The sequence below is a fragment of the Paenibacillus pasadenensis DSM 19293 genome, assembly GCF_000422485.1.
GTDB lineage: Bacteria > Bacillota > Bacilli > Paenibacillales > Paenibacillaceae > Paenibacillus_O > Paenibacillus_O pasadenensis.
Map to the genome: position 1 here is coordinate 55,545 of NZ_AULW01000057.1, position 17,725 is coordinate 73,269.

17 protein-coding genes are annotated in these 17,725 nt (G+C 66.4%); 3 read left to right on the forward strand and 14 right to left on the reverse strand.

Annotated features, from left to right (window positions below; all coding sequences use genetic code 11):
• Positions 1 to 18: 18 nt before the first annotated feature.
• The 4 genes from H582_RS0108185 to H582_RS0108200 form a co-directional block, all read right to left on the reverse strand.
• Positions 19 to 1,629 carry a DEAD/DEAH box helicase gene (locus tag H582_RS0108185; RefSeq protein WP_028598146.1) on the reverse strand — a complete coding sequence of 537 codons (1,611 nt, stop codon included), beginning with the start codon at positions 1,627 to 1,629 and terminating at the stop codon, positions 19 to 21.
• 27 nt (positions 1,630 to 1,656) lie between these two features.
• Positions 1,657 to 2,430, reverse strand: a complete 774-nt coding sequence (locus H582_RS0108190) for an SDR family NAD(P)-dependent oxidoreductase (RefSeq protein ID WP_373864130.1) — start codon at positions 2,428 to 2,430, stop codon at positions 1,657 to 1,659.
• Positions 2,431 to 2,628: 198 nt separating this feature from the next.
• Positions 2,629 to 3,090: a chemotaxis protein CheX gene (locus H582_RS0108195; protein WP_028598148.1), complete on the reverse strand. Its 462-nt coding sequence runs from the start codon at positions 3,088 to 3,090 to the stop codon at positions 2,629 to 2,631.
• A gap of 163 nt (positions 3,091 to 3,253) precedes the next feature.
• On the reverse strand, positions 3,254 to 4,255 hold the full coding sequence (locus H582_RS0108200; protein WP_028598149.1) for an HRDC domain-containing protein: 1,002 nt from the start codon (positions 4,253 to 4,255) through the stop codon (positions 3,254 to 3,256).
• 272 nt (positions 4,256 to 4,527) lie between these two features.
• On the opposite strand from H582_RS0108200, the gene H582_RS0108205 reads away from it, so the two are divergent.
• Both H582_RS0108205 and H582_RS26640 read left to right on the forward strand, forming a co-directional pair.
• On the forward strand, positions 4,528 to 4,824 hold the full coding sequence (locus tag H582_RS0108205; RefSeq protein WP_028598150.1) for a DUF3055 domain-containing protein: 297 nt from the start codon (positions 4,528 to 4,530) through the stop codon (positions 4,822 to 4,824).
• Positions 4,825 to 4,899: 75 nt separating this feature from the next.
• The gene (locus tag H582_RS26640) at positions 4,900 to 5,235 is read left to right on the forward strand and encodes a hypothetical protein (RefSeq protein ID WP_052333077.1); all 336 of its coding nucleotides are present in this window, start codon (positions 4,900 to 4,902) and stop codon (positions 5,233 to 5,235) included.
• Positions 5,236 to 5,416: 181 nt separating this feature from the next.
• Here H582_RS26640 and H582_RS0108215 read toward each other — a convergent pair whose 3' ends face one another.
• The 10 genes from H582_RS0108215 to H582_RS0108260 form a co-directional block, all read right to left on the reverse strand.
• Positions 5,417 to 6,664 carry a DUF445 domain-containing protein gene (locus H582_RS0108215; RefSeq protein WP_028598151.1) on the reverse strand — a complete coding sequence of 416 codons (1,248 nt, stop codon included), beginning with the start codon at positions 6,662 to 6,664 and terminating at the stop codon, positions 5,417 to 5,419.
• A gap of 190 nt (positions 6,665 to 6,854) precedes the next feature.
• Positions 6,855 to 10,280 carry a WIAG-tail domain gene (locus tag H582_RS29925; protein WP_028598152.1) on the reverse strand — a complete coding sequence of 1,142 codons (3,426 nt, stop codon included), beginning with the start codon at positions 10,278 to 10,280 and terminating at the stop codon, positions 6,855 to 6,857.
• A 187-nt stretch (positions 10,281 to 10,467) separates the two neighbouring features.
• A complete protein-coding gene (gene hprK, locus H582_RS0108225; protein WP_028598153.1) occupies positions 10,468 to 11,382 on the reverse strand; it encodes an HPr(Ser) kinase/phosphatase in 915 nt (304 codons plus the stop codon).
• 2 nt (positions 11,383 to 11,384) lie between these two features.
• On the reverse strand, positions 11,385 to 11,900 hold the full coding sequence (locus H582_RS0108230; protein ID WP_084136888.1) for a GNAT family N-acetyltransferase: 516 nt from the start codon (positions 11,898 to 11,900) through the stop codon (positions 11,385 to 11,387).
• A 176-nt stretch (positions 11,901 to 12,076) separates the two neighbouring features.
• Complete coding sequence (locus H582_RS0108235) at positions 12,077 to 12,574, reverse strand: hypothetical protein (protein ID WP_028598155.1); 498 nt, start codon at positions 12,572 to 12,574, stop codon at positions 12,077 to 12,079.
• A gap of 46 nt (positions 12,575 to 12,620) precedes the next feature.
• Entirely contained in the window at positions 12,621 to 13,550 is a 930-nt protein-coding gene (locus H582_RS0108240) for a 5'-3' exonuclease (protein ID WP_084136890.1), read from the reverse strand.
• 3 nt (positions 13,551 to 13,553) lie between these two features.
• Positions 13,554 to 14,762 (reverse strand): aminotransferase class I/II-fold pyridoxal phosphate-dependent enzyme, encoded by a 1,209-nt coding sequence (locus tag H582_RS0108245; RefSeq protein ID WP_028598157.1) that lies wholly within the window; start codon positions 14,760 to 14,762, stop codon positions 13,554 to 13,556.
• Positions 14,755 to 15,129 carry an arsenate reductase family protein gene (locus H582_RS0108250; protein ID WP_028598158.1) on the reverse strand — a complete coding sequence of 125 codons (375 nt, stop codon included), beginning with the start codon at positions 15,127 to 15,129 and terminating at the stop codon, positions 14,755 to 14,757. The genes H582_RS0108245 and H582_RS0108250 overlap by 8 nt, the downstream gene beginning before the upstream one ends.
• A gap of 28 nt (positions 15,130 to 15,157) precedes the next feature.
• A complete protein-coding gene (locus H582_RS0108255) occupies positions 15,158 to 16,159 on the reverse strand; it encodes an RluA family pseudouridine synthase (RefSeq protein WP_240478972.1) in 1,002 nt (333 codons plus the stop codon).
• Positions 16,146 to 16,718, reverse strand: coding sequence for a cob(I)yrinic acid a,c-diamide adenosyltransferase (locus H582_RS0108260; protein WP_028598160.1), 573 nt, complete (start codon positions 16,716 to 16,718; stop codon positions 16,146 to 16,148). The genes H582_RS0108255 and H582_RS0108260 overlap by 14 nt, the downstream gene beginning before the upstream one ends.
• A gap of 806 nt (positions 16,719 to 17,524) precedes the next feature.
• Between H582_RS0108260 and H582_RS0108265 the strand changes: the two genes are divergently transcribed.
• Positions 17,525 to 17,725 (forward strand): transposase (locus H582_RS0108265; RefSeq protein ID WP_028598161.1); only part of this gene is annotated, 201 nt, incomplete at its 3' end.

Below are 17,725 nucleotides of genomic sequence, written 5' to 3' on the forward strand. Positions count from 1 at the left end.
AGCGCCGCCTCCCTTTTTTCAGCTCTTCGGCGCTTCGTCTTGTCCGCGCTTGGCTTTCAGCCATTTCGGAGCGCCTTTGTTCTTGTCCGCCTTCGCGGTCCGAGCCTTGGACTTCGCCGGCTTGGAGGCGCTGGCCGCTTTGGCCGCGCCGGCCGGCTTGGCGGGCAAGGTCGGCTTGACGAAGCTGGACGGCTGCACCTTGCTAGCCGGCTTGGCGAAGCTGGATGGCGGGACGGCGCGGGACAGCCTGGCAGCTCCGTCCCCCGCCGGCCGAGCCGCGCCGGCCGCCGGGCCGCGCCCCGCATCTTGCCGGGCAGGCGCGGCAGGCGGCGTCTCGGCGGCCTTCCTCGCCGGAGCCGCTTTCCGCGTGTCCGTCTCGCTGGCGCCGCCGGCAACCGATGCGCCGGCACGGCGCTCCGGCGCCGCTGCCGACGCCGAGCCGGCGCCTTTGGCGCGCGCAGGCGCCCCGCCGCTCCGGCTGCGCGGAACTTCGTGCGGGTCCCACAGCTTGCCTTTGTACAGCGTCTTTTCCTGAAGCTTGATGCCCAGCTTGCGCTCGTACTTCTCGATCAGGTACGTCTCGTTCGGCGCGGCCAGCGTCAGCACGACGCCCTCGCGGCCCATCCGGCCCGTGCGGCCCGAGCGATGCACGTACTGGTCGGCGTCCGCAGGCGGCTCCAGATTGACGACGAGCGGGAGGCCGGGGATATCGAGGCCGCGCGCGGCGACATCGGTAGCGAGCAGCAGCTTCGTCCGGCCCTCGCGGAAGCGGGCGAGCGTAGCGGCGCGCTTCTGCTTGTCGGCATCGCCGTAGATCGATTCCACGTCGAAGCCCTCGAACGCCAGCTTGGCCTCATAGTTCGCGATCAGATCGGTATTGTTGATGAACACCAGCGCGGACTCCGGCTCCAGCAGCCGCAGCAGGCGGCGAGCGGTATCGGTCTTGTCGCGCCAGTCGCAGACGACATAATAGTGGGAGATCGTCTCCGACACGCGCTGCTCCGGCTCGATGTCGATGCGCAGCGGCTCCTTCATCCACCGCTTCTCCAGCGTCTTCATGACGTCGGGATGCGTCGCGCTGAAGAAGGACAGCTGACGGCTTTTCGGCGTCGCCCACAGGATCGTCTCCACCTCGCCCGTCGAGCCGAGCGCGAACACCTGGTCCGCCTCGTCGACGACGACCATGGACGCCTGCGTCAGCTTGAGCTTTTTCCCCTTGACCAGCTCGTTGATGCGGCCCGGCGTGCCGACGACCAGCTGCGGATTCAGCTTCAGCTTCTCGAGCTGACGCTTCACCGCCGCCCCGCCGATCAGCTGCTGGGTGCGGATGCCGAGCGGCTCGCCGTACTCCTGGGCGACGCGCACGATCTGCATCGCCAGCTCCTGCGTCGGCGACAGGATGATCGCCTGGATCGCCTTGCTGCTCGCGTCGATGCGCTGCAGCAGCGGGAGCAGGTACGCGAGCGTCTTGCCGGTGCCCGTCTGCGAGCCTGCCGACAGGTCCTTGCCCGCGAGCAGCGGCGGGATCGCCTGCTGCTGGATCGGGGTCGGCTCCCCGATCCCGTTTGCTTCAAACCGTTCGAAAGCCGCCTCGGACAGGCCGAGGCGACTCCAGCTTTCATAGGTCATTTCGTTCGTACTCCTTCAGGTAGGACGCTATTTTTTGTTCAGCATCGGTCCGGCGATGCGGCTTGCGATTCCCGGGAACAGCTGGTACAGGCGGGTGCCTGCGGCAAGCAGCCACGGCAGGTCCAGCTCGTCGCGCGGACGCTCGACCAGGCCCGCGATGCGGCGGGCGACCCGGTCCGGCTTCATCATGATCCAGCCGATGTTGCGCACATAGGCGCCATCCGGATCCGCCTGCTCGAAAAACGGCGTGTCGATCGGCCCCGGATTGACCGCCGACACGGCGATGCCGCTGCCCGCCAGCTCCTGGCGCAGCGCGTTCGTCAGGCCAAGCACGGCATGCTTGCTGGCGGAATAGCCGCTCGACTTGGCCGTAGCCAGCTTGCCGGCGATCGAGGCGACATTGATCACATGTCCGGAGCCTTGCGCCTTCATCGCGGGCAGCGCAGCCTGCGTGCAGCGCACGATGCCCATATAGTTTGTCTCCATCATGGACCGGAATTCCTCGAGCGGCGTCTCGTCGAACCGCTTGAACAAGCCGAAGCCGGCATTGTTGATCAGCACGTCGATCCGTCCGAACTCCGCGAGCACGGACCGGAACGTCTCCTCGACCGAACGGTCGTCCGTCACGTCGAGCACGCGCGTCGCGCAGCGCCCTCCGGCGGCGGCGGCCGCTTGCCGCAGCCGCTCCTCGTTGCGGCCGCAGAGCACCGGCATCGCTCCCGCGCGGACCAGGTGGCCCGCCGTCAGCGCTCCGATGCCGCTGGACGCTCCGGTCAGCACGACAATCTTGTTTTTTCCCATGGTCATCACCTGCCCCAAGTGTACTGCATCCGCGGACAGTTGGCAAAAGACCGCTCGCGCCGGACGAACCGGAAACGGCCGTCCTCCGGCGGCGAGGCGAGCCTCGTTCCGAGAAAGCTCGGACGGTCAGGAGCGATCCGCCTCTCCTTTAGGCATCCATCCATGAAAAAAAGCTCCCCGGGGGGAGCTTTTGCAGCGCTAGGACGCCAGCAGCACTTGAATGTCCATCTGTCCGATGCCGTCCAGGAAGACGGGCACGGTCAGCGCCTTGCGCGACTCCAGCAGCTGGAGCTGGGAGCCCTGGAGCAGCGCGGGCGGCGTGATGTCGACATGCACGCCCTGGCTGGACAGCTTCGTGCTCGCGTTGCCGCTGATCATGTTGCTGAGCTCGGAAATCGCGCTCCTGCCCATGTCGTCAAGCGACGAGATCTGGAATCCGCCCATCATCGCAGACACGATCTTGAGCGCGGACACCTCGCTCATGCCGAAGACGATATCTCCGCTCACCTGGCCGAACAGCTGAATCTGAATCCAAATGAAATCCGATTGACCTCGCAGCTCCTTGAGACCGACCGGCCCCGTCTGCGGCTTGATCTGGACGACCTGCTCCAACACCATGACCGCAGATTCCAGGAAAGGATTGATAAATTCAGCTTTCATCCGCGTCGATACGCCCCTTATCCGTCAAGTATCTTCTGCTTGAGTATATAGGAGCCATTATACTAAAGATCCTAGGACAAGTATACCAATTCTTGCATATCCGCGACTATTGTCCTATGTTGTCAACCCTATGGAAGGTCTCATTTTGAATATGCCTTCCAGGTCATCCGACGCTCCGCCCGGCCGCATTCTCGCGCTTGCAGCGCATCCGGACGAGCCGCAGCCGATCGTAGACGAGCTCAATCTTCATGCCGGGCGCCGGCTCGGCTCCGTATACCTTATGCAGGATCGGCTTGAGGTACTTGTCCCCCTCCTGCGCAAGCGCCTGCCGGATGCGCGCCAGCTCCTCCGACGGCACTCCCTCAAGCTCGCGCGCGATGAGCGGCTCGAGGTCGTAGCCCTCCTGGTCGAGCTGCTCGAGGCGCTCCATCAGCTCCCGCCGGGGCAAGCCCGTGTCGGCCTGCAGCTCCTCGAGCGACTTGTCCGCGCGGATGCCCTCGAGAATCAGCCGGCTCGACTGCTGGCGATCGAGGCGGCTTTTGTATTTGTGCTCCTTTTGCTTGTACAGCCACTGCACGTACGCCTTGGAATCGAGCGCCTCCTCGACCCAGTCGAGCGGAAACGGACGCGGCTGCGCCGCCTTCTCCGTCAAAGCCAGCACCTCGGCGGAGTACGAGGCGCCCTTGCCCGGCCCCCAGCCGGGAATCGCCGCCAGCTCCTCCTCGGTCCGCGGCACGAATGCCGCGATCATGAGCAGCGTCCGGTTCGTCGCCACGAGATACGCCGACTTGCGGTCGGATGTCGCCCGCAGCCGCCGCCAGTCCCGCAGCTCCTCGTACAGCGCGGCGTCGGCATGGAGCTCGCCGTAGCATTGCAGGAGGCTGACCGTGCCGCCCCGCGCCGACGGACGCTCGTCGAGCATGCCGTCCACGAGCGGCGAGAAGCCCTCGCCCATGCGCACCGCCACGCCGTGGCGGAACGCGTTCATCATTTCTTCCCAGCTGGCGCCCTCGTACCAGAGATCGGTCGTCTCCGAGCTGCCGTGCCGGCTGCCGTTCCAGATGACCGACCACGTTCCTTGCTGCTCGCAGATGGTCAGCTGCGCCGTGTCCAGCCTTCCATCTCCAAGCGGTTTTTCGAATGAGTTCAAAAATACGATCTGCATGATGGCTCGCACCTCCGTAGAATAGGCCGATAAGGGCTGGAGAACGCAAAAAAAGCACCTCTCCCGCTCGCGTCTGCAAGCAAGAGAGGTGCTTCCTCCCGGTCAATCCTTATCTGGTAAATCCATCCTATCATAGCGGGGCCGGATTCGGCAATCGCTTTTTCCGCCGGTCCGGCGAGGCCGGGCGGCCCCTTCCCGTGCTATACTAGCTCCATCAGCGCCGGACGCCGCTCTTCGGGCGGCTCTGCCGGGCGCAAGGGGAGGAACGCATCATGCAGCTCAAAGACTACGATTTCATGTCGGACTCCACAGAGGAGACGTCGACTCGCTTCATTACGCTGATCACGCCTGGACTCAAGCGGTTCGACCTGGCCATCCTGACGACCAACCGCTTTTACGGCAAAAAGCTCGTCACCGATCTGCAAGGGGGCCGCACCGCCATCATCGGCCAGGACGACCTGGAGGAGGAAGGCTATCTCGAGCATGTGTTCAAGCTCACCGAGGAGGAGGCGTCCGAGCTCGGCGCGTTTCTGTCGCTCGTCGTAGGCGAAGTGAATTTTACCGACTGAGCGGGAAAAGCTACTACGGCACCCATCCGGGCACAGGCTTTTCAAGCCTGTGCCACCTAAGGAGGCAGCCGCAGCATGCCAGACCAGCCCGAGGACGGACGGTTCGTCGGCCGTCCCGACACCGACGCGGCGACGGAGGAATCCCGCCGCGAGAAATACACGGATCTATCGACCGTGGAGTCCAGCCGCAACGATCTGACCTTCGAGGAATTCCCCGAGGGCCCCTACGGCGCGTCGCTTCATCCGGAAGCTCCGGTCAAGGAGAGCGAATGGCGGCCGGAGCAGCGCCAGCCCAATCGCTTCGGCTACGAGAACCGCCGCCTTCATGGCGAGCAGGAGCGCGATTATCCCGGCGACGACCGCAGCGGGGCCGGCAACGGATCCGTGCCGGACGGCACGCAGCAGGCTTGAAGCGATCTGCGGGACATAGGCCCGCACAGGCGGACGTGCGTCTCGCGGATCGACAGCAGCGACGATGCCTTTCGGCCGCCGCAGCGCAAAAAAGGACTGTTCCTTGCAGGAAGGCTTTTTAGCCGGCCCGCGGGGACAGTCCTTTTTTGGGGGATGAAAATATCTTCGCGCCGCCCGGAGGTCAGATCCAGCCGATCATCGTCAGCACGAGGCCGATCAGGAAGCCGCATACCGCGCCGTTGACGCGGATCCACTGCAGGTCGCTGCCCACCTTGGACTCCAGCATGTCGACAAGCTGCTTGTCGTCGAGCTTGTTGAGGTTGTCGCGGACGAGCAGGCCGATGCGGTAATGGTTGCTTTCGATCGCCTGCACGAGCAAGCTCGACAGCCGGTCCTCCCAGCCGCGCACGAGCTCCGGCTCGGCCGCCAGCCGGTCGCGGACCGCCTTCATCGCCGCCAGCACGAAGCGGCCGCCTTTGCGCTTGTCCTGCTCCAGCACGTCCAGCAGCTTGCGGCGCAGCTCCTCCGCCTTGGCGGAAACGAATTCGGCAGCCTCGGCCGACTCCAGCTTCAGCGCGGCCCATTCCTTGGCTTTGCCCAGGCTCTCGCCGTCCTCGGCCAGGCCGACCAGCCGCGAGCGCAGCTCCAGCAGCAGCGCATCGCGCTGGCGGCTGCCCGGCGTCGTCAGATCCTTCACTCCGGACAGCAGCATATGCTGGAGCATCGCGCCCATCTTGTCCTCGTTCATGAAGCCGGCGAAAGCCTGCACGGCGAAGCCCATGAAGCCGCCGACCTGCAGCTCCTGCAGCTTGGCCTGAGCAAGCTCGCCGAGCATCTTGCCGGTGGACGGCTTGGAGATCCAGTCGATCGCCTGATCCAGCGCGTAGTCCAGCGCCTTCTCGTCCCATCCCTCGCGGATGACCGCGCTTGCAGCCCGCTCCGCCAGCGGCTGCAGCTCGATCCCTCTTGCATAGCCCGCCGCACCCTGCAGCAGCGAGGCGGCGAGCTTCTCCGCAGGCAGCCTCTCGACGACGCCTTGGAGAGCGGTCAGCACGGCCTCGCGGTTGTGCCGCTTCGCGAGCATGCGTACGGCATACCGGCCGGCGCTCTGGATCAGGTTCAGGTTGCGCAGCCGGGCGCTGATGCTCTCCTTGTTGAGCAGCTCGTTCTCGAGCGAGGAGACGAGCGCGTTGATGAGCTTCGGCTTGTTTTTGAGCAGCAGGTTCGTATGGGGTATTTTCAGCCCCAGCGGATGGCGGAACAGCGCCGATACCGCGAACCAGTCGGCGATGCCGCCGACAAGGCCGGCCTCGAAGCCGCCCTGCAGCAGCTCCACCGCGCGTCCGCCGCCGTCCGCCAGCGCGGTCGTGACCGCGAATCCCGCCGCCATGACGCCCAGCGAGGCGGTTGCCGCATATCTCGTTTTCATGATGATCCCCCGATTCGGCATTAAGCTACTTTATTGATTATAACCAAGTTGCGGGCATAGCGAAAATAGCGCGTCCGGAAATCGGCTGCCGAAAAAACGCAAACGCGGGAAAAGGCGCTTCGCCTCTCCCCGCGTTTGCGTCTGGCAAGCGCTCCGAACCGGAGCGCATCCACAGCCTTCCTTCTCGTCCTCAGTCGGCCGCGATCCAGTCGACCGAGCCGCTCGGAGGCGGTCCGAACCGGGTGCGGACGACGGCGAGAATCGCGCAGTCCGCTTCTTTTCGGCGGATGACGACCGAGCAGGACGGATGGTCGCAGCTGACGGCGAGCGAGTAGGCCGCCTCGCCGAAGCTTCGGTCGAAGGCGATGCGCAGCTCGACCTCCGCGTCCGTCTCGCCAAAGGCGAAGGGGACGATTCCATGCGCAGTCTGCCGGCAAGCGGCCAGCCTCGCTTGCGCGTCGGCAAGAGTAGCGGCCGCATCCTGGACATCCGCCTGCAGCTTTTGGCAAAGGGCCTCGGTCCGGGCCAGCGCGTCCTCCATCGTCTGGCAGCGGGCTTTCCACGTTTCCAGCTCATGCGCGAGCTCCTGCCTTCCGGCTTCCGCCAGCTGGCGGAAATGCTCCAGCACGTCTTCGTTCAGGCTGGAGAGCGCAATCGATCCCGACTGCAGATGACGGCTGCCGACCGCGCCTTCCGCCAGCTGCTCCGAGCCGACGGCTCCGAGCTCCAGCCGGCTCCGGTCTACCGCGCCTTCCGCCAGCCGGCTTCGATCCACAGCCCCTTCGGCCAAATGCTCCGTGCCGACGGCGCACGCTTCCAGCTGCTCCGAGCCTACTGCTCCGGCCGCCAATCGGCTTCGGTCCACCGCTCCCGATGCCAGCTGCTCCGTACCGACGCTGCCCGGTTCCAGCTGATCGGCTCCTACCGCTCCGGCCGCCAATCGGCTTCGGTCCACAGCGCCTTCCGCCAGCTGCTCCCGTCCGACGCTGCCTGCCTCCAACTGCTCCGAACCTATCGCTCCAACCGCCAGTCGGCTTCGGTCCACCGATCCTTCCGCCAGCTGCTCCGTACCGACGCATCCCGGCTCTAGCTGCTCCGAGCCTACTGCTCCGGCCGCCAATCGGCTTCGGTCCACAGCACCTTCCGCCAGCTGCTCCCGTCCGACGCTGCCTGCCTCCAGCTGCTCCGAGCCTATCGCTCCAACCGCCAGTCGGCTTCGGTCCACAGCGCCTTCCGCCAGCTGCACCGTTCCAACGGCGCCTCGCTCCAGCTGCTCCGTCCCAACGGCGCCTTGCTGCAGCTGCAGCCGTCCGACCGAGTCCGGCGCCAGCTTGGAGGCGGCGACGCTCTGGTCCGCCAGCTTGTCGCCCGTCACGGCCCCGGCCACGAGCTTATCCGTGGATACCGACTCCGGAGACAGCTTCAGCGAGCTGACCATATAGTCCGCCAGATGCCGGGCGGTCACCGAGCGCTCCGCCAGCACCCTGCCGTCGACCGCTCCATCCGCAAGCTGAGGGCTTGCGACCGAGCGCTCCGCCAGCGCCTGCAGCTCGACCGAGCCTGGAGCCAGATGGCGGGCCTCGACCGCATCATCGGCCAGGCGGGAGGCGTCGATCGCTTTTTCCGCGACATGATGAAGGCAGACGGCTTGAGGCGCCAGGTGGCTGCGGCCTACCGATCCTGGAGCGAGCTGGACCGGACCGACGCTGCCGTCCGCCAGATGACGGCGCTCTACCGCTTCCTCGCCCAGCTCGCCGGGGCCGACCGCCTCGGCCGCGAGCTTGCTGCGCGACACCGCGCTGTCGGCCAGCGCATCCTCCCCGACCGAGCCGTCTGCGTAGTGGCTTTCCCGCACCGCTCCGGCTTGCAGGGCGGAAGCGCCGACGCTGCGGTCTCGAAGATGCTCCTGCCGGATGCTCCCGGCCTGCAGCTGATTGGCTCCCACAGCCCCCTCGCCCAGATGGAACTGCCGGATGGAGGCGGCGCCGATCTTGGAGCCGTCCACGCTGCCCGGCGCCAGATGGCGGGCTTGCACCGCTTCGACGCCAAGCTTGGAGGCGGAGATGCTGCCGTCGGCCAGCTTGGCGGGAGTGACGGCATGATCCGACAGATGCATGGTCGTCACCGAGTCAGGCCGCAGCTTATCCGAGCTCACGCTGCCGTCCGCCAAATGCCGGTTGCCAAGCGCGCTGTCCGCCAGATGGCGGCTCTCCACGCTGCCGGGAGCGAGCTGGCCGCCTCCGACCGAGTTCAGCTGCAAGGCGTCCAGACCGACGCTTCCCGGCGCGAGATGGCGGGCTTGCACCGCTTCGGCGCCTAGCTTGGAGGCCGCGATGCTGCCGTCCGCCAGCTTGGCGGAGGTGACGGCATGATCCGCCAGCTGCACGGTCGTCACCGCGTCAGGCCGCAGCTTCTCCGAGCTTACGCTGTCATCCGCCAGCTGGCGGTTGCCGACCGTGCCGTCCGCCAGATGGCGGCTCTCCACGCTGCCGGCGGCCAGCTGGCCGCTCCCGACCGATTCCGGCTGCAGGACATCCGGACCGACGCTGCCCGGCGCCAGCTCGCGGCTGCCGACCGCATGCTCCGCCAGCTGCTGCGACCCGACCGAGCCGTCCGCCAAATGGCGGGCCTCGACGATTCCCTCCTGCAGCTGGCCGGAGCCGACCGAGCCGTCTGCCAGATGGCGGGCCTCGACGGCGCCGCCGCCGAGCTTGGCTGCCGTCACGGAGCCGTCTCGCAGCTTGGAGGCGGTCACGGCCTGCTCCGCCAGCTTGGCGTTGTCGACGCTGCCGGCCGCGAGCGCTTGCGAGCCGACCGATTCCGAGCCGTACAGTCGGCTCGTCAGGCTTCCATCCGCCAGCGTGTCGGACGAAATCGCACCCGGACGCAGATGCCTTCCTTCGATCGCGCCGTCCTCAAGCAGCGAGCCGGGCAGGCTCCGGGCCGCCAGCTTCTCCGGCGTGACGCTGCCGTCCTGAAGCTTCGACGTCGAGACTGCCCCGTCGCGGAGCTTGCCGCCGCTCACGGAGCCGTCGGCCAGATGCTCCTCCAGCACCGCTCCGTTCGCGAGCTTGCCCGATCCGACCGAGCCGTCCCGCAGCTTGATCCCGCTCACCGATCCGTCCGCGAGCGACCTTTCCGTCACCGCCTCATCGGCCAGCTTTTCAGCAGATACGCTTCCCGGCGCGAGCTTCGTTTCCGATACGGAGCCCTCCGCCAGGTCGGATCCGTATACCGAAGGCGCCGCACTCGGTCCGCGCCTTTCCTCCAGCAGCCGCTGCAGCCGCTCCTCTGCGCTTGCTTCGGGCTGCGCGACGGGCTCCGCATGCGCGGCCGCCCGAGTCGTCTGCGTACCTGCCTCCGATTGAGCTTTCACCGAATCGACAGCAGCCCGGTCCTCCGCCGCTACTGACGTTAACGTCGCCTCCGACTCCACCACCGCTTCTGCCTCGGCCGCCGCCGCAGGCATCTCCGGGGCTGCGACTGCACTCACCTGCAGCTTCTCCGGAACGGGTTCCATTTCATCGATCCAGCTGATTTCCGAAAATGTCGAATCCTCCACCTGCAGCACCTTGCGGCGCAGCTTCGGCTGCTTGCCCTTCCGGTTGTTTGCCATCGCTCTCTCCCTTGGTCCCGACATCGTCCGTTACTCACGATATGCGGGCATGCGGCCGTTCTGACCCATTTCGGGACAGCCCGCTCGACAAAAAAAAGCCCGTCCGGACGCCGTTCGGCGTGCAGGACAGGCGTGCAGGACAGGCTTAATGAAAAGGGGAAAGCGAAGGATGGACGAAGGAAGAGCGCTATCCTTCCTGCAGCCGGCTCATGAACTCCTCGACCGCGCTGTAGCCTTGCTGCTGCAAGTACCAGTTGTTGGCGGCGGCCTCGACGAGGCTCGCCACGTCCCGGCCCGGCTGCAGCTGGATCTGGATATGAGGGATGCGCACGCCCATGTAGTCGGTGTACCGCTCCTCGACCTCCAGCTCGTTGTTGAGCTCGTTGTCGCGCCACTTGGTCAGCTCGATGTCGAGCGCGATGCGCGTCTCCTCCTGGAACGCCTTGCGGCCGTACAGCCGCACGACGTTGATGAGGCCGATGCTGCGCAGCGCCAGGAACTCCTTGGTCTTGCCGTTATGCGTCCCCAGCAGCGTGCGCGGGCTCAGCTTCTTGAGCACGATCACGTCGTCGGCGACGAGCCGATGCCCGCGGCGGATGAGCGAATGCGCCGTCTCGCTCTTGCCTGCACCGGACGAGCCGCGCAGCAGGATGCCGATGCCGGACACGTTGACGCATACTCCGTGGATCGCGATCCGCTCTGCCAGCTCCTTGACGAGGAAGGCATCCATCACGGCGATGAATTCCGTCGTCGGCAGCGGCGTGCGCAGCAGCGGGATGCCCTCCTCCTCGCAGTAGCGCATCAAGTACTTGAGCCCGTCCTCCTGCTGGCCCGACGTGACGATGAAGCAGGGCGGATGGTACTTGACGATATTGCCGATGTGGAGGTTGCGCTCCAGCTCGGTCAGCTTGTGCAGGTAGGTGATCTCCTTGATGCCGAGCACCTGCACCCTTTCCATCGGAAAATAATCGAAATAACCGACGAACTCAAGTCCCGGACGATGGCCGCCGGGCTTGGTCACCTGACGATCGAGCCGCTCCTCGGCCGCCAGCACCTCGAGCTTGAAATGCTCGGCCAGCGCGCGGACCGTCACCGCTCCCATGCTCATGTCCCGTCCTCCTTTGCGGCAGCCCCGTCCCGTCCGGCGGGCGGATCGAGGGGCTGCTTGCCGATGATGCGTTCATATACGGCGAATTGCCGTTCTTCCTCGTAGCCCTCGGATTCGTACAGGCTGCGCGCCGCCGCGTTGCCATGGGCGGTCGACAGCTGGATGTACGCCGCGCCGGTTTCCATGCCTAGCCGCTCGGCCTCCCGCAGCAGCCTGCGGGCGACGCCTCGGCCTCTCCAGTCCGGATCGACGAACAGATCGTTGAGGATCCAAGCCCGCTTCAGCGAGATCGAGGAGAAGACCGGATAAAGCTGCATGAAGCCGACTGCGGCGCCGTCGGCCAGAGCGGCGAACACAGCCGACTCGCCGCGCCGGAGCCGGTCGTCGAGAAAGGCTTCGGCAAGCGCGAGCTCCGTCTCCTGATCGGGATGGCCGTAAAACACCCGGTACCGGTGGAACAAAGGCGCAAGCTCCTTCGCCTGACCGGCGCCCGCCCTCGTGATTTCGATCATGGATGATCCCTCCTGCCGTTTTCCCCACTGTACTTCAAGCTCCCTTGGAAGCTCCATGGACAATCCGGCGAAAAGGATGGACGGCGGCGCGGCCATTTACTCTAGGCCCCTGCTCGATCCGCAGCCTGAACGCGGACAGACGTCCGCCATGCCGCGGACGCCTCTGGCCGGCAAGCTCAGCCCTCGGGGCGGAAGCCTTCCTCGCGCAGGTACTCCTCCGCCTCGTCGAACGACTCGAACGCCATCTCCAGGTTGAGGCCGGCGTACAGATACCACAGGTCGTCCTCGCTGCGCAGCTCGAGCGCGTTGCCGTCGCCGTCGAGCCAACGGCTCTTGGCCATCCGGCGGCGGCGCGCCGCGCGGCTCTGCCCCGGCTCGGCCGCCGGTCCGGACGGCGGGCGGGAAAGCGAGGCGATCGAGGCCGCCGTCAGCCGCCGCAGCTCGTCTTCGTCCAGGTCGCGGATGCTGACGTAGCCCTTCTCATCCGTTTCGTACCCGTCCAGCAGCGCCGCATAAACATATCCTCCGCCATTGGGATGCAGCCGGAAGACGACGTTTTTCTTCTCATGCAGGCTGCCCTCGAACTGGAAGTTGACGCGTCCCATCGACACGTCGCTGCGCGTCAGCTCGGGAAAGCTCTTGAACAGCTCTAGCTTTTCTTCAAACGATAACATAGGATCCTCCGTATCGGTCGCGTCGCCGCGTTAGTGGCTGGCCGGGTCAGCCGATCAGGCTCATCAGGCTGCGGAACTCGAGCTCCTCGAACTTGCGCTCGACCGCGTGGCGGTCGACCGCCCAGCAGCATTCGTGCATCGCCAGCAGCACCGGCGCCTCGCAGTGAATCGTCGCCAAGCGGCGGGACAGATGCAGCATGTCGAGATCGGCCTCGATCTTGGTCCGCACCGACGCCGACAGCGAGCCGAGATTGGCCAGGATGCCGTCGATCGAGCCGTGCTCCTGCACGAGCTTCAGCGCCGTCTTCTCGCCGATGCCCTTGACGCCGGGATAGTTGTCGCTCGCGTCGCCCATCAGCCCCTTGACGTCGATGATTTGCGGCGGCGTCAGTCCGCGCTCCTCCATGAGGCTTTCCGGCGTGTACACCATGTAGTTGCCGTGGCCCTTCTTCATGATGATGACGGAAACACGCTCGTCGACGAGCTGCAGCAGGTCATGGTCGCCGGTCAGCACGAGCACCTCGTGCTCCCGGCCATGCAGCCGCGCCAGCGTGCCGATGCAGTCGTCCGCCTCGTAGCCCGGCGCGCCGATGTTCGGCACGCCGAAGCTCGCGACGACCTCCTTGACGAGGTCGAACTGCGGGATCAGGTCGTCCGGCGCGTCCGGACGGTTCGCCTTGTACAGGGTGAACTCCTGCGTGCGGAACGTGCTGCTCCCGAGATCCCAGCAGACGGCCACATGCGTCGGCTCGAAGCGCCGCACCGCGTCCATGAAGTAGCGGACGAAGCCGTGCACCGCGTTCACTGGCAGCCCGAAGCTCGTGCGCCGCACGCTGCCGCCGTAAGCGGTCGCGAAGTAGGCGCGGAACAGGATCGCCATCCCGTCCACAAGCAGCAGCCGCGAGCGCTCCGGCAGCTCCGCCTCTCCCGCCGCCTCCGGCCGCGGCTTGTCCTCGTTCCATGTAAACAGATCCATCTCTCAGCCTCCCTCTTGCAAATAGTCCGGCAGCCAGCGCGCGATGCGCGCCGCCGCCTCGATCAGCCGCGCCTCGTCCTCGACGAGCGCGATCCGCACATAGCCCTCGCCTTCGCCGCCGAACGCGTCGCCCGGCACGACGGCGACGCCCGTCTCGGCGAGCAGCCGCTCGGCGAAGCGGCGGCTGCTCGTCCGCGCGCCATCGGCCGGCTGCGGCACGGCCGCCCACAGGAACATCGTCGCCTCCGGCGGCTCGACCGGCCAGCCCGCCTCGCCGAGCGCGCGCACGAGCGCGTCCCGGCGGCTTTCATAGATATGGCGGAAGCCGGAGTAGCCCGGCTCCATCGCTTCGTCCAGCGCCTCCGCGGCCGCCCGCTGCACGGCGCCGAACACGCCGTAGTCGATGTTCGCCTTCAGGCGGCGCAGCGCTCCGACCGCTTCCCGGCTGCCCGCGAGGAAGCCGAGCCGGCAGCCGGCCATGTGGAAGCTTTTGGACATGGAGTGGAACTCGACCGCCACGTCGAGCGCGCCGGGCACCGACAGCACGCTGATCGGCCGGTAGCCGCCGTAGCCCATTTCCGAATAGGCCAGATCATGCACGAGCACGACGCCGTGGCGGCGGCACTTGGCGACGAGCGCCTCCAGCAGCTCGCGGCTCGACGCCGCGCCGATCGGGTTGCCGGGCAGTCCGAGCAGGACGAAGCGCGCCCGCTCCCACGCCTCGTCCGGCACGAGGTCCGGATCGGGCAGGAAGCCGTTGCCCGCCTTCAGCGGCAGCAGGATCGGCTCCGCGCCGGCCAGCGCCAGCGAGGCCGCATAGACCGGATACCCCGGATCGGGCACGATCGCGGCGTCGCCCGGCTCGCACAGCGCCAGCGCCAGATGCGCGAGGCCGTCCTGCGAGCCCATGAGCGCAAGCAGCTCCTCGTCCGGATCGAGCTCGACGCCGAACCGATGCCGCATCCACTCAGCCGCCTTGCGGCGGAAAAGCTCGCTCCCATGCGAGGACGGATAGCGGTAGGAGGCCGGATCGAGCGCCGCCTCGCTCAGCGCCCGCATGACCCGCTCGCTTGGAGGAAGGTCCGGGCTGCCGATGCTCAGGTCGATGACGTCGATTCCGGACGCCTCCGCGCGGCTGCGCCACGAAGCGACCTCCGCGAACACGGAGGAGCCGAGGCGGCCGAGCTTGGCCGCTCCGACCGGCTTACTCATGATGCCAGACCGCCTTGTAGTCGTCCGGCTTGTAGCCGACGGTGGCGCGGCTGCCGTCCGTGACGATCGGCCGCTTGAGCAGCATGCCGTTCGAGGCGAGCAGCTCCAGCTGCTCGCGCTCGCTCATGCCGGCCAGCTTGTCCTTCAGGCCGAGCTCCTTGTACACCTCGCCGGAGGTGTTGAAAAACTTCTTCAGCGGCAGGCCGCTGCGCTTCACCAGCTCGGCGAGCTCGTCCGCCGTCGGCGGCTGCTCGCGGATCGGCAACCGCTCGAGCTCCCGGCCCGCCTGCTCCAGATCCTTGACCGCCAGCCGGCAGGTGCCGCATTTGCTGTATTCATAGATGGTCAATTTCTTCTTGTCGCCCATAAGTTCGATTCACGCCTTTCGTCGTTCGTCAGCCCGTCAAGTCGGCAGCAAGCAGCTCCCGCTCCAGCGCTTGCAGCTCCGGCGGGAGCGGAGCCTCGAAGCCCATCTCCCGCCCCGTCATCGGATGCACGAAGCTCAGCTCCGCCGCATGCAGCGCCTGCCTGCCGGCCGCCTCCTCCCAGGAGCCGTCTCCGCCGCCGTCCGCGGCCGGTCCGTACATCCGGTCGCCGATCAGCGGGCAGCCGATCCAGCCCAGATGGACGCGAATCTGGTGGGTGCGGCCGGTTTCCAGCCTCAGCCGCAGCTTGCAGGCCCGTCCACCGCCATAGGTCCGCTCCGTCTCGTAACGCGTCGCCGAGGCATAGCCCGCCGGCGTGACGATGCGATAATGCGGCGCGGCCGGATCGCGGTCGATCGGCGCGTCGATCCGGCCGAGCGCGATCGCCGGGCTTCCGTACGCGTAAGCGACATAGCCCTTGCGGATGCGGCCGTCGCCATGCTGCTCGGACAGCTGCTGGTGCACATACGGATTTTTGGCGATCAGCACGAGTCCGGACGTATCCTCGTCGAGCCGATGCACCGGTCGGAAGCGCACGTTCTCTCCGCGCTGCTGCCAGTGATGGACGGCCGCGTTGGCGAGCGTGCCCGTATAATGCCCGTGCGTCGGATGCACGACCATGCCGGCCGGCTTGGAGGCGAGCAGCAGCCAGTCGTCCTCGTAGACGATCTCCAGCGGCAGCGGCTGAGCCAGGATGTCCTCGGAGCGCTCCTGCTCCATGCGGATCTCGCAGACGTCGCCGGCCGCGACAGGATCGCCGGAGTAGGCCCGCGCGCCGTTGATCATGAGCCCTTTTTCCGTCAGCTTGAGGCGGGAGAGCAGCTTGCGCGAGACGCCGAGGCGGCGCTCCAGCAGCTTGGACAGGCGCCAGCCATGCTCGGCCTCGCCGGCGACGACGGCGATCGGCTCGTAATAGCCGTGCGGGGGGACAGACCCCTGCACGTAGCGCGGATCGGTCCTAGCGGTCGCCACGAAACACGTCCGCTCCCCGCGCATATTCCGCATCCGGCTGTCCGGCGCGGAAGTTGGCCGCTCTCGCAGCCGCGAAATAGTAGTCCGAGAGGCGGTTCAAGTAAGCTTGCACCGGCGGATGGACCGCCCTCTCCCCGGCCAGCGTCACGACTCGCCGCTCCGCCCTCCGGCAGACGGTGCGGCATACATGCAGCGCCGCCGCGAGCGGCGTTCCGCCCGGCAGGACGAAGCGCCGCAGCGGCGGGCACTCGCCGTCCAGCTCGTCGATCCACCGCTCCAGCCGCGTGGCCATCTCCTCGTTCGTCTTGAGCTGCTCCGGCCGCGGAGCGGCATAGCTCAGATCGGAGCCGCAGTCGAACAGCTCGTGCTGGATCTCCTCCAGCATGTCCGCCAGCCGCCGCATGGCGGGCTCGGCGAGCGCCGCCGCGCGGGCGGCTCCCGTGAAGGCGTTCAATTCGTCGATCGTTCCGTACGCCTCCACCTGGGCGTCGTCCTTGCCGACGCGGCCGCCGATCAGCGACGTCGATCCGTCGTCGCCGGTTCTCGTATACAGCTTCATCCGATCGTCCCTTTCTTCTCTTGTCGATAGGCACCATTATACCATACCGCAGCCTTCCGCCGATTCCCCTCCTCCTACCGCCGCATCAAAAAAACGGGACCGGATTGCCCAGCATGGAACGGCAATGGCTTTGGACCGAACCGCTTCGCGCGGTGATGAGGCCCGGGACCGGGCCGCTTCGCGTGGCGGTGAGGCCCAGGACCGCACCGCTTTGCGTGACGGTGAAGCCCGGGACCGGGCCGCTTCGCGCGGCGGTGAGGCCCAGGACCGCACCGCTTCGCGTGACGGGGACTCGTTCCGATCTCCCTGGAGCCCAGATTCCTTCGATTCCATTCCCCAGCAGGGGTGGAATCCGGCCTCCAAGGGAACCGCTGCCGCTTCTCCACGAGCTCCCCGCCCCGCTTCGCTTCGGGTCCCTGCATGATGCGCCGCTTCGCTGGCAGCTCAGCCAAGCCGTCGCTTCGCGGTCAGGTAACGTATCCAAGGAGAGTTGCAGGCCAGGGACGACACAGCCTGTTCGATTTGAAATGAAGTGTGACCACATCCCACACGCCAATGGCAACGAGACGAATTTACGCTCCCAAGGGCGTGGACTCATGCATGCTCGCTGCTTGGCCGCGCAACCGATCTCGTTCCACCTTACCCACGCCAGAGTTGCTCGGTTTTTCCGCGTAACTCCTCTTGTTCCACAGTTAAGTCCATATAATTGTGTAAAATGCTCCTGACCATAAAAAGAAAAGCCATGGTAGGACTCTCGGTTAGAATGGAAGTTGTCGAGACCAACATTCCAAGGAGAGTGCCTACACATGACTCAATACCAGATTACCGTAGATCAAGACATTTTGCACCAGCTGTTTATCGGAACCGATCGGGACGCGGGAGTGGCCCGCTTGCTGGAGACGGTGCTGAATCAGGTGCTGACAGCCCAGGCGACGGATCAGCTGGCGGCGCAGACGTACGAGCGCACCAGCGAGCGCAAGGGCTATCGCAACGGCAGCTACGAGCGC

Excerpts from the sequence above, each read along its gene's own strand:
- H582_RS0108185 (WP_028598146.1), bottom strand. The coding sequence starts at position 1,629 with ATGACCTATGAAAGCTGGAGTCGCCTCGGCCTGTCCGAGGCGGCTTTC.
- H582_RS0108190 (WP_373864130.1), bottom strand. The coding sequence starts at position 2,430 with ATGGGAAAAAACAAGATTGTCGTGCTGACCGGAGCGTCCAGCGGCATC.
- H582_RS0108195 (WP_028598148.1), bottom strand. The coding sequence starts at position 3,090 with ATGAAAGCTGAATTTATCAATCCTTTCCTGGAATCTGCGGTCATGGTG.
- H582_RS0108200 (WP_028598149.1), bottom strand. The coding sequence starts at position 4,255 with ATGCAGATCGTATTTTTGAACTCATTCGAAAAACCGCTTGGAGATGGA.
- H582_RS0108205 (WP_028598150.1), top strand. The coding sequence starts at position 4,528 with ATGCAGCTCAAAGACTACGATTTCATGTCGGACTCCACAGAGGAGACG.
- H582_RS26640 (WP_052333077.1), top strand. The coding sequence starts at position 4,900 with ATGCCAGACCAGCCCGAGGACGGACGGTTCGTCGGCCGTCCCGACACC.
- H582_RS0108215 (WP_028598151.1), bottom strand. The coding sequence starts at position 6,664 with ATGAAAACGAGATATGCGGCAACCGCCTCGCTGGGCGTCATGGCGGCG.
- H582_RS29925 (WP_028598152.1), bottom strand. The coding sequence starts at position 10,280 with ATGGCAAACAACCGGAAGGGCAAGCAGCCGAAGCTGCGCCGCAAGGTG.
- hprK (WP_028598153.1), bottom strand. The coding sequence starts at position 11,382 with ATGGGAGCGGTGACGGTCCGCGCGCTGGCCGAGCATTTCAAGCTCGAG.
- H582_RS0108230 (WP_084136888.1), bottom strand. The coding sequence starts at position 11,900 with ATGATCGAAATCACGAGGGCGGGCGCCGGTCAGGCGAAGGAGCTTGCG.
- H582_RS0108235 (WP_028598155.1), bottom strand. The coding sequence starts at position 12,574 with ATGTTATCGTTTGAAGAAAAGCTAGAGCTGTTCAAGAGCTTTCCCGAG.
- H582_RS0108240 (WP_084136890.1), bottom strand. The coding sequence starts at position 13,550 with ATGGATCTGTTTACATGGAACGAGGACAAGCCGCGGCCGGAGGCGGCG.
- H582_RS0108245 (WP_028598157.1), bottom strand. The coding sequence starts at position 14,762 with ATGAGTAAGCCGGTCGGAGCGGCCAAGCTCGGCCGCCTCGGCTCCTCC.
- H582_RS0108250 (WP_028598158.1), bottom strand. The coding sequence starts at position 15,129 with ATGGGCGACAAGAAGAAATTGACCATCTATGAATACAGCAAATGCGGC.
- H582_RS0108260 (WP_028598160.1), bottom strand. The coding sequence starts at position 16,718 with ATGAAGCTGTATACGAGAACCGGCGACGACGGATCGACGTCGCTGATC.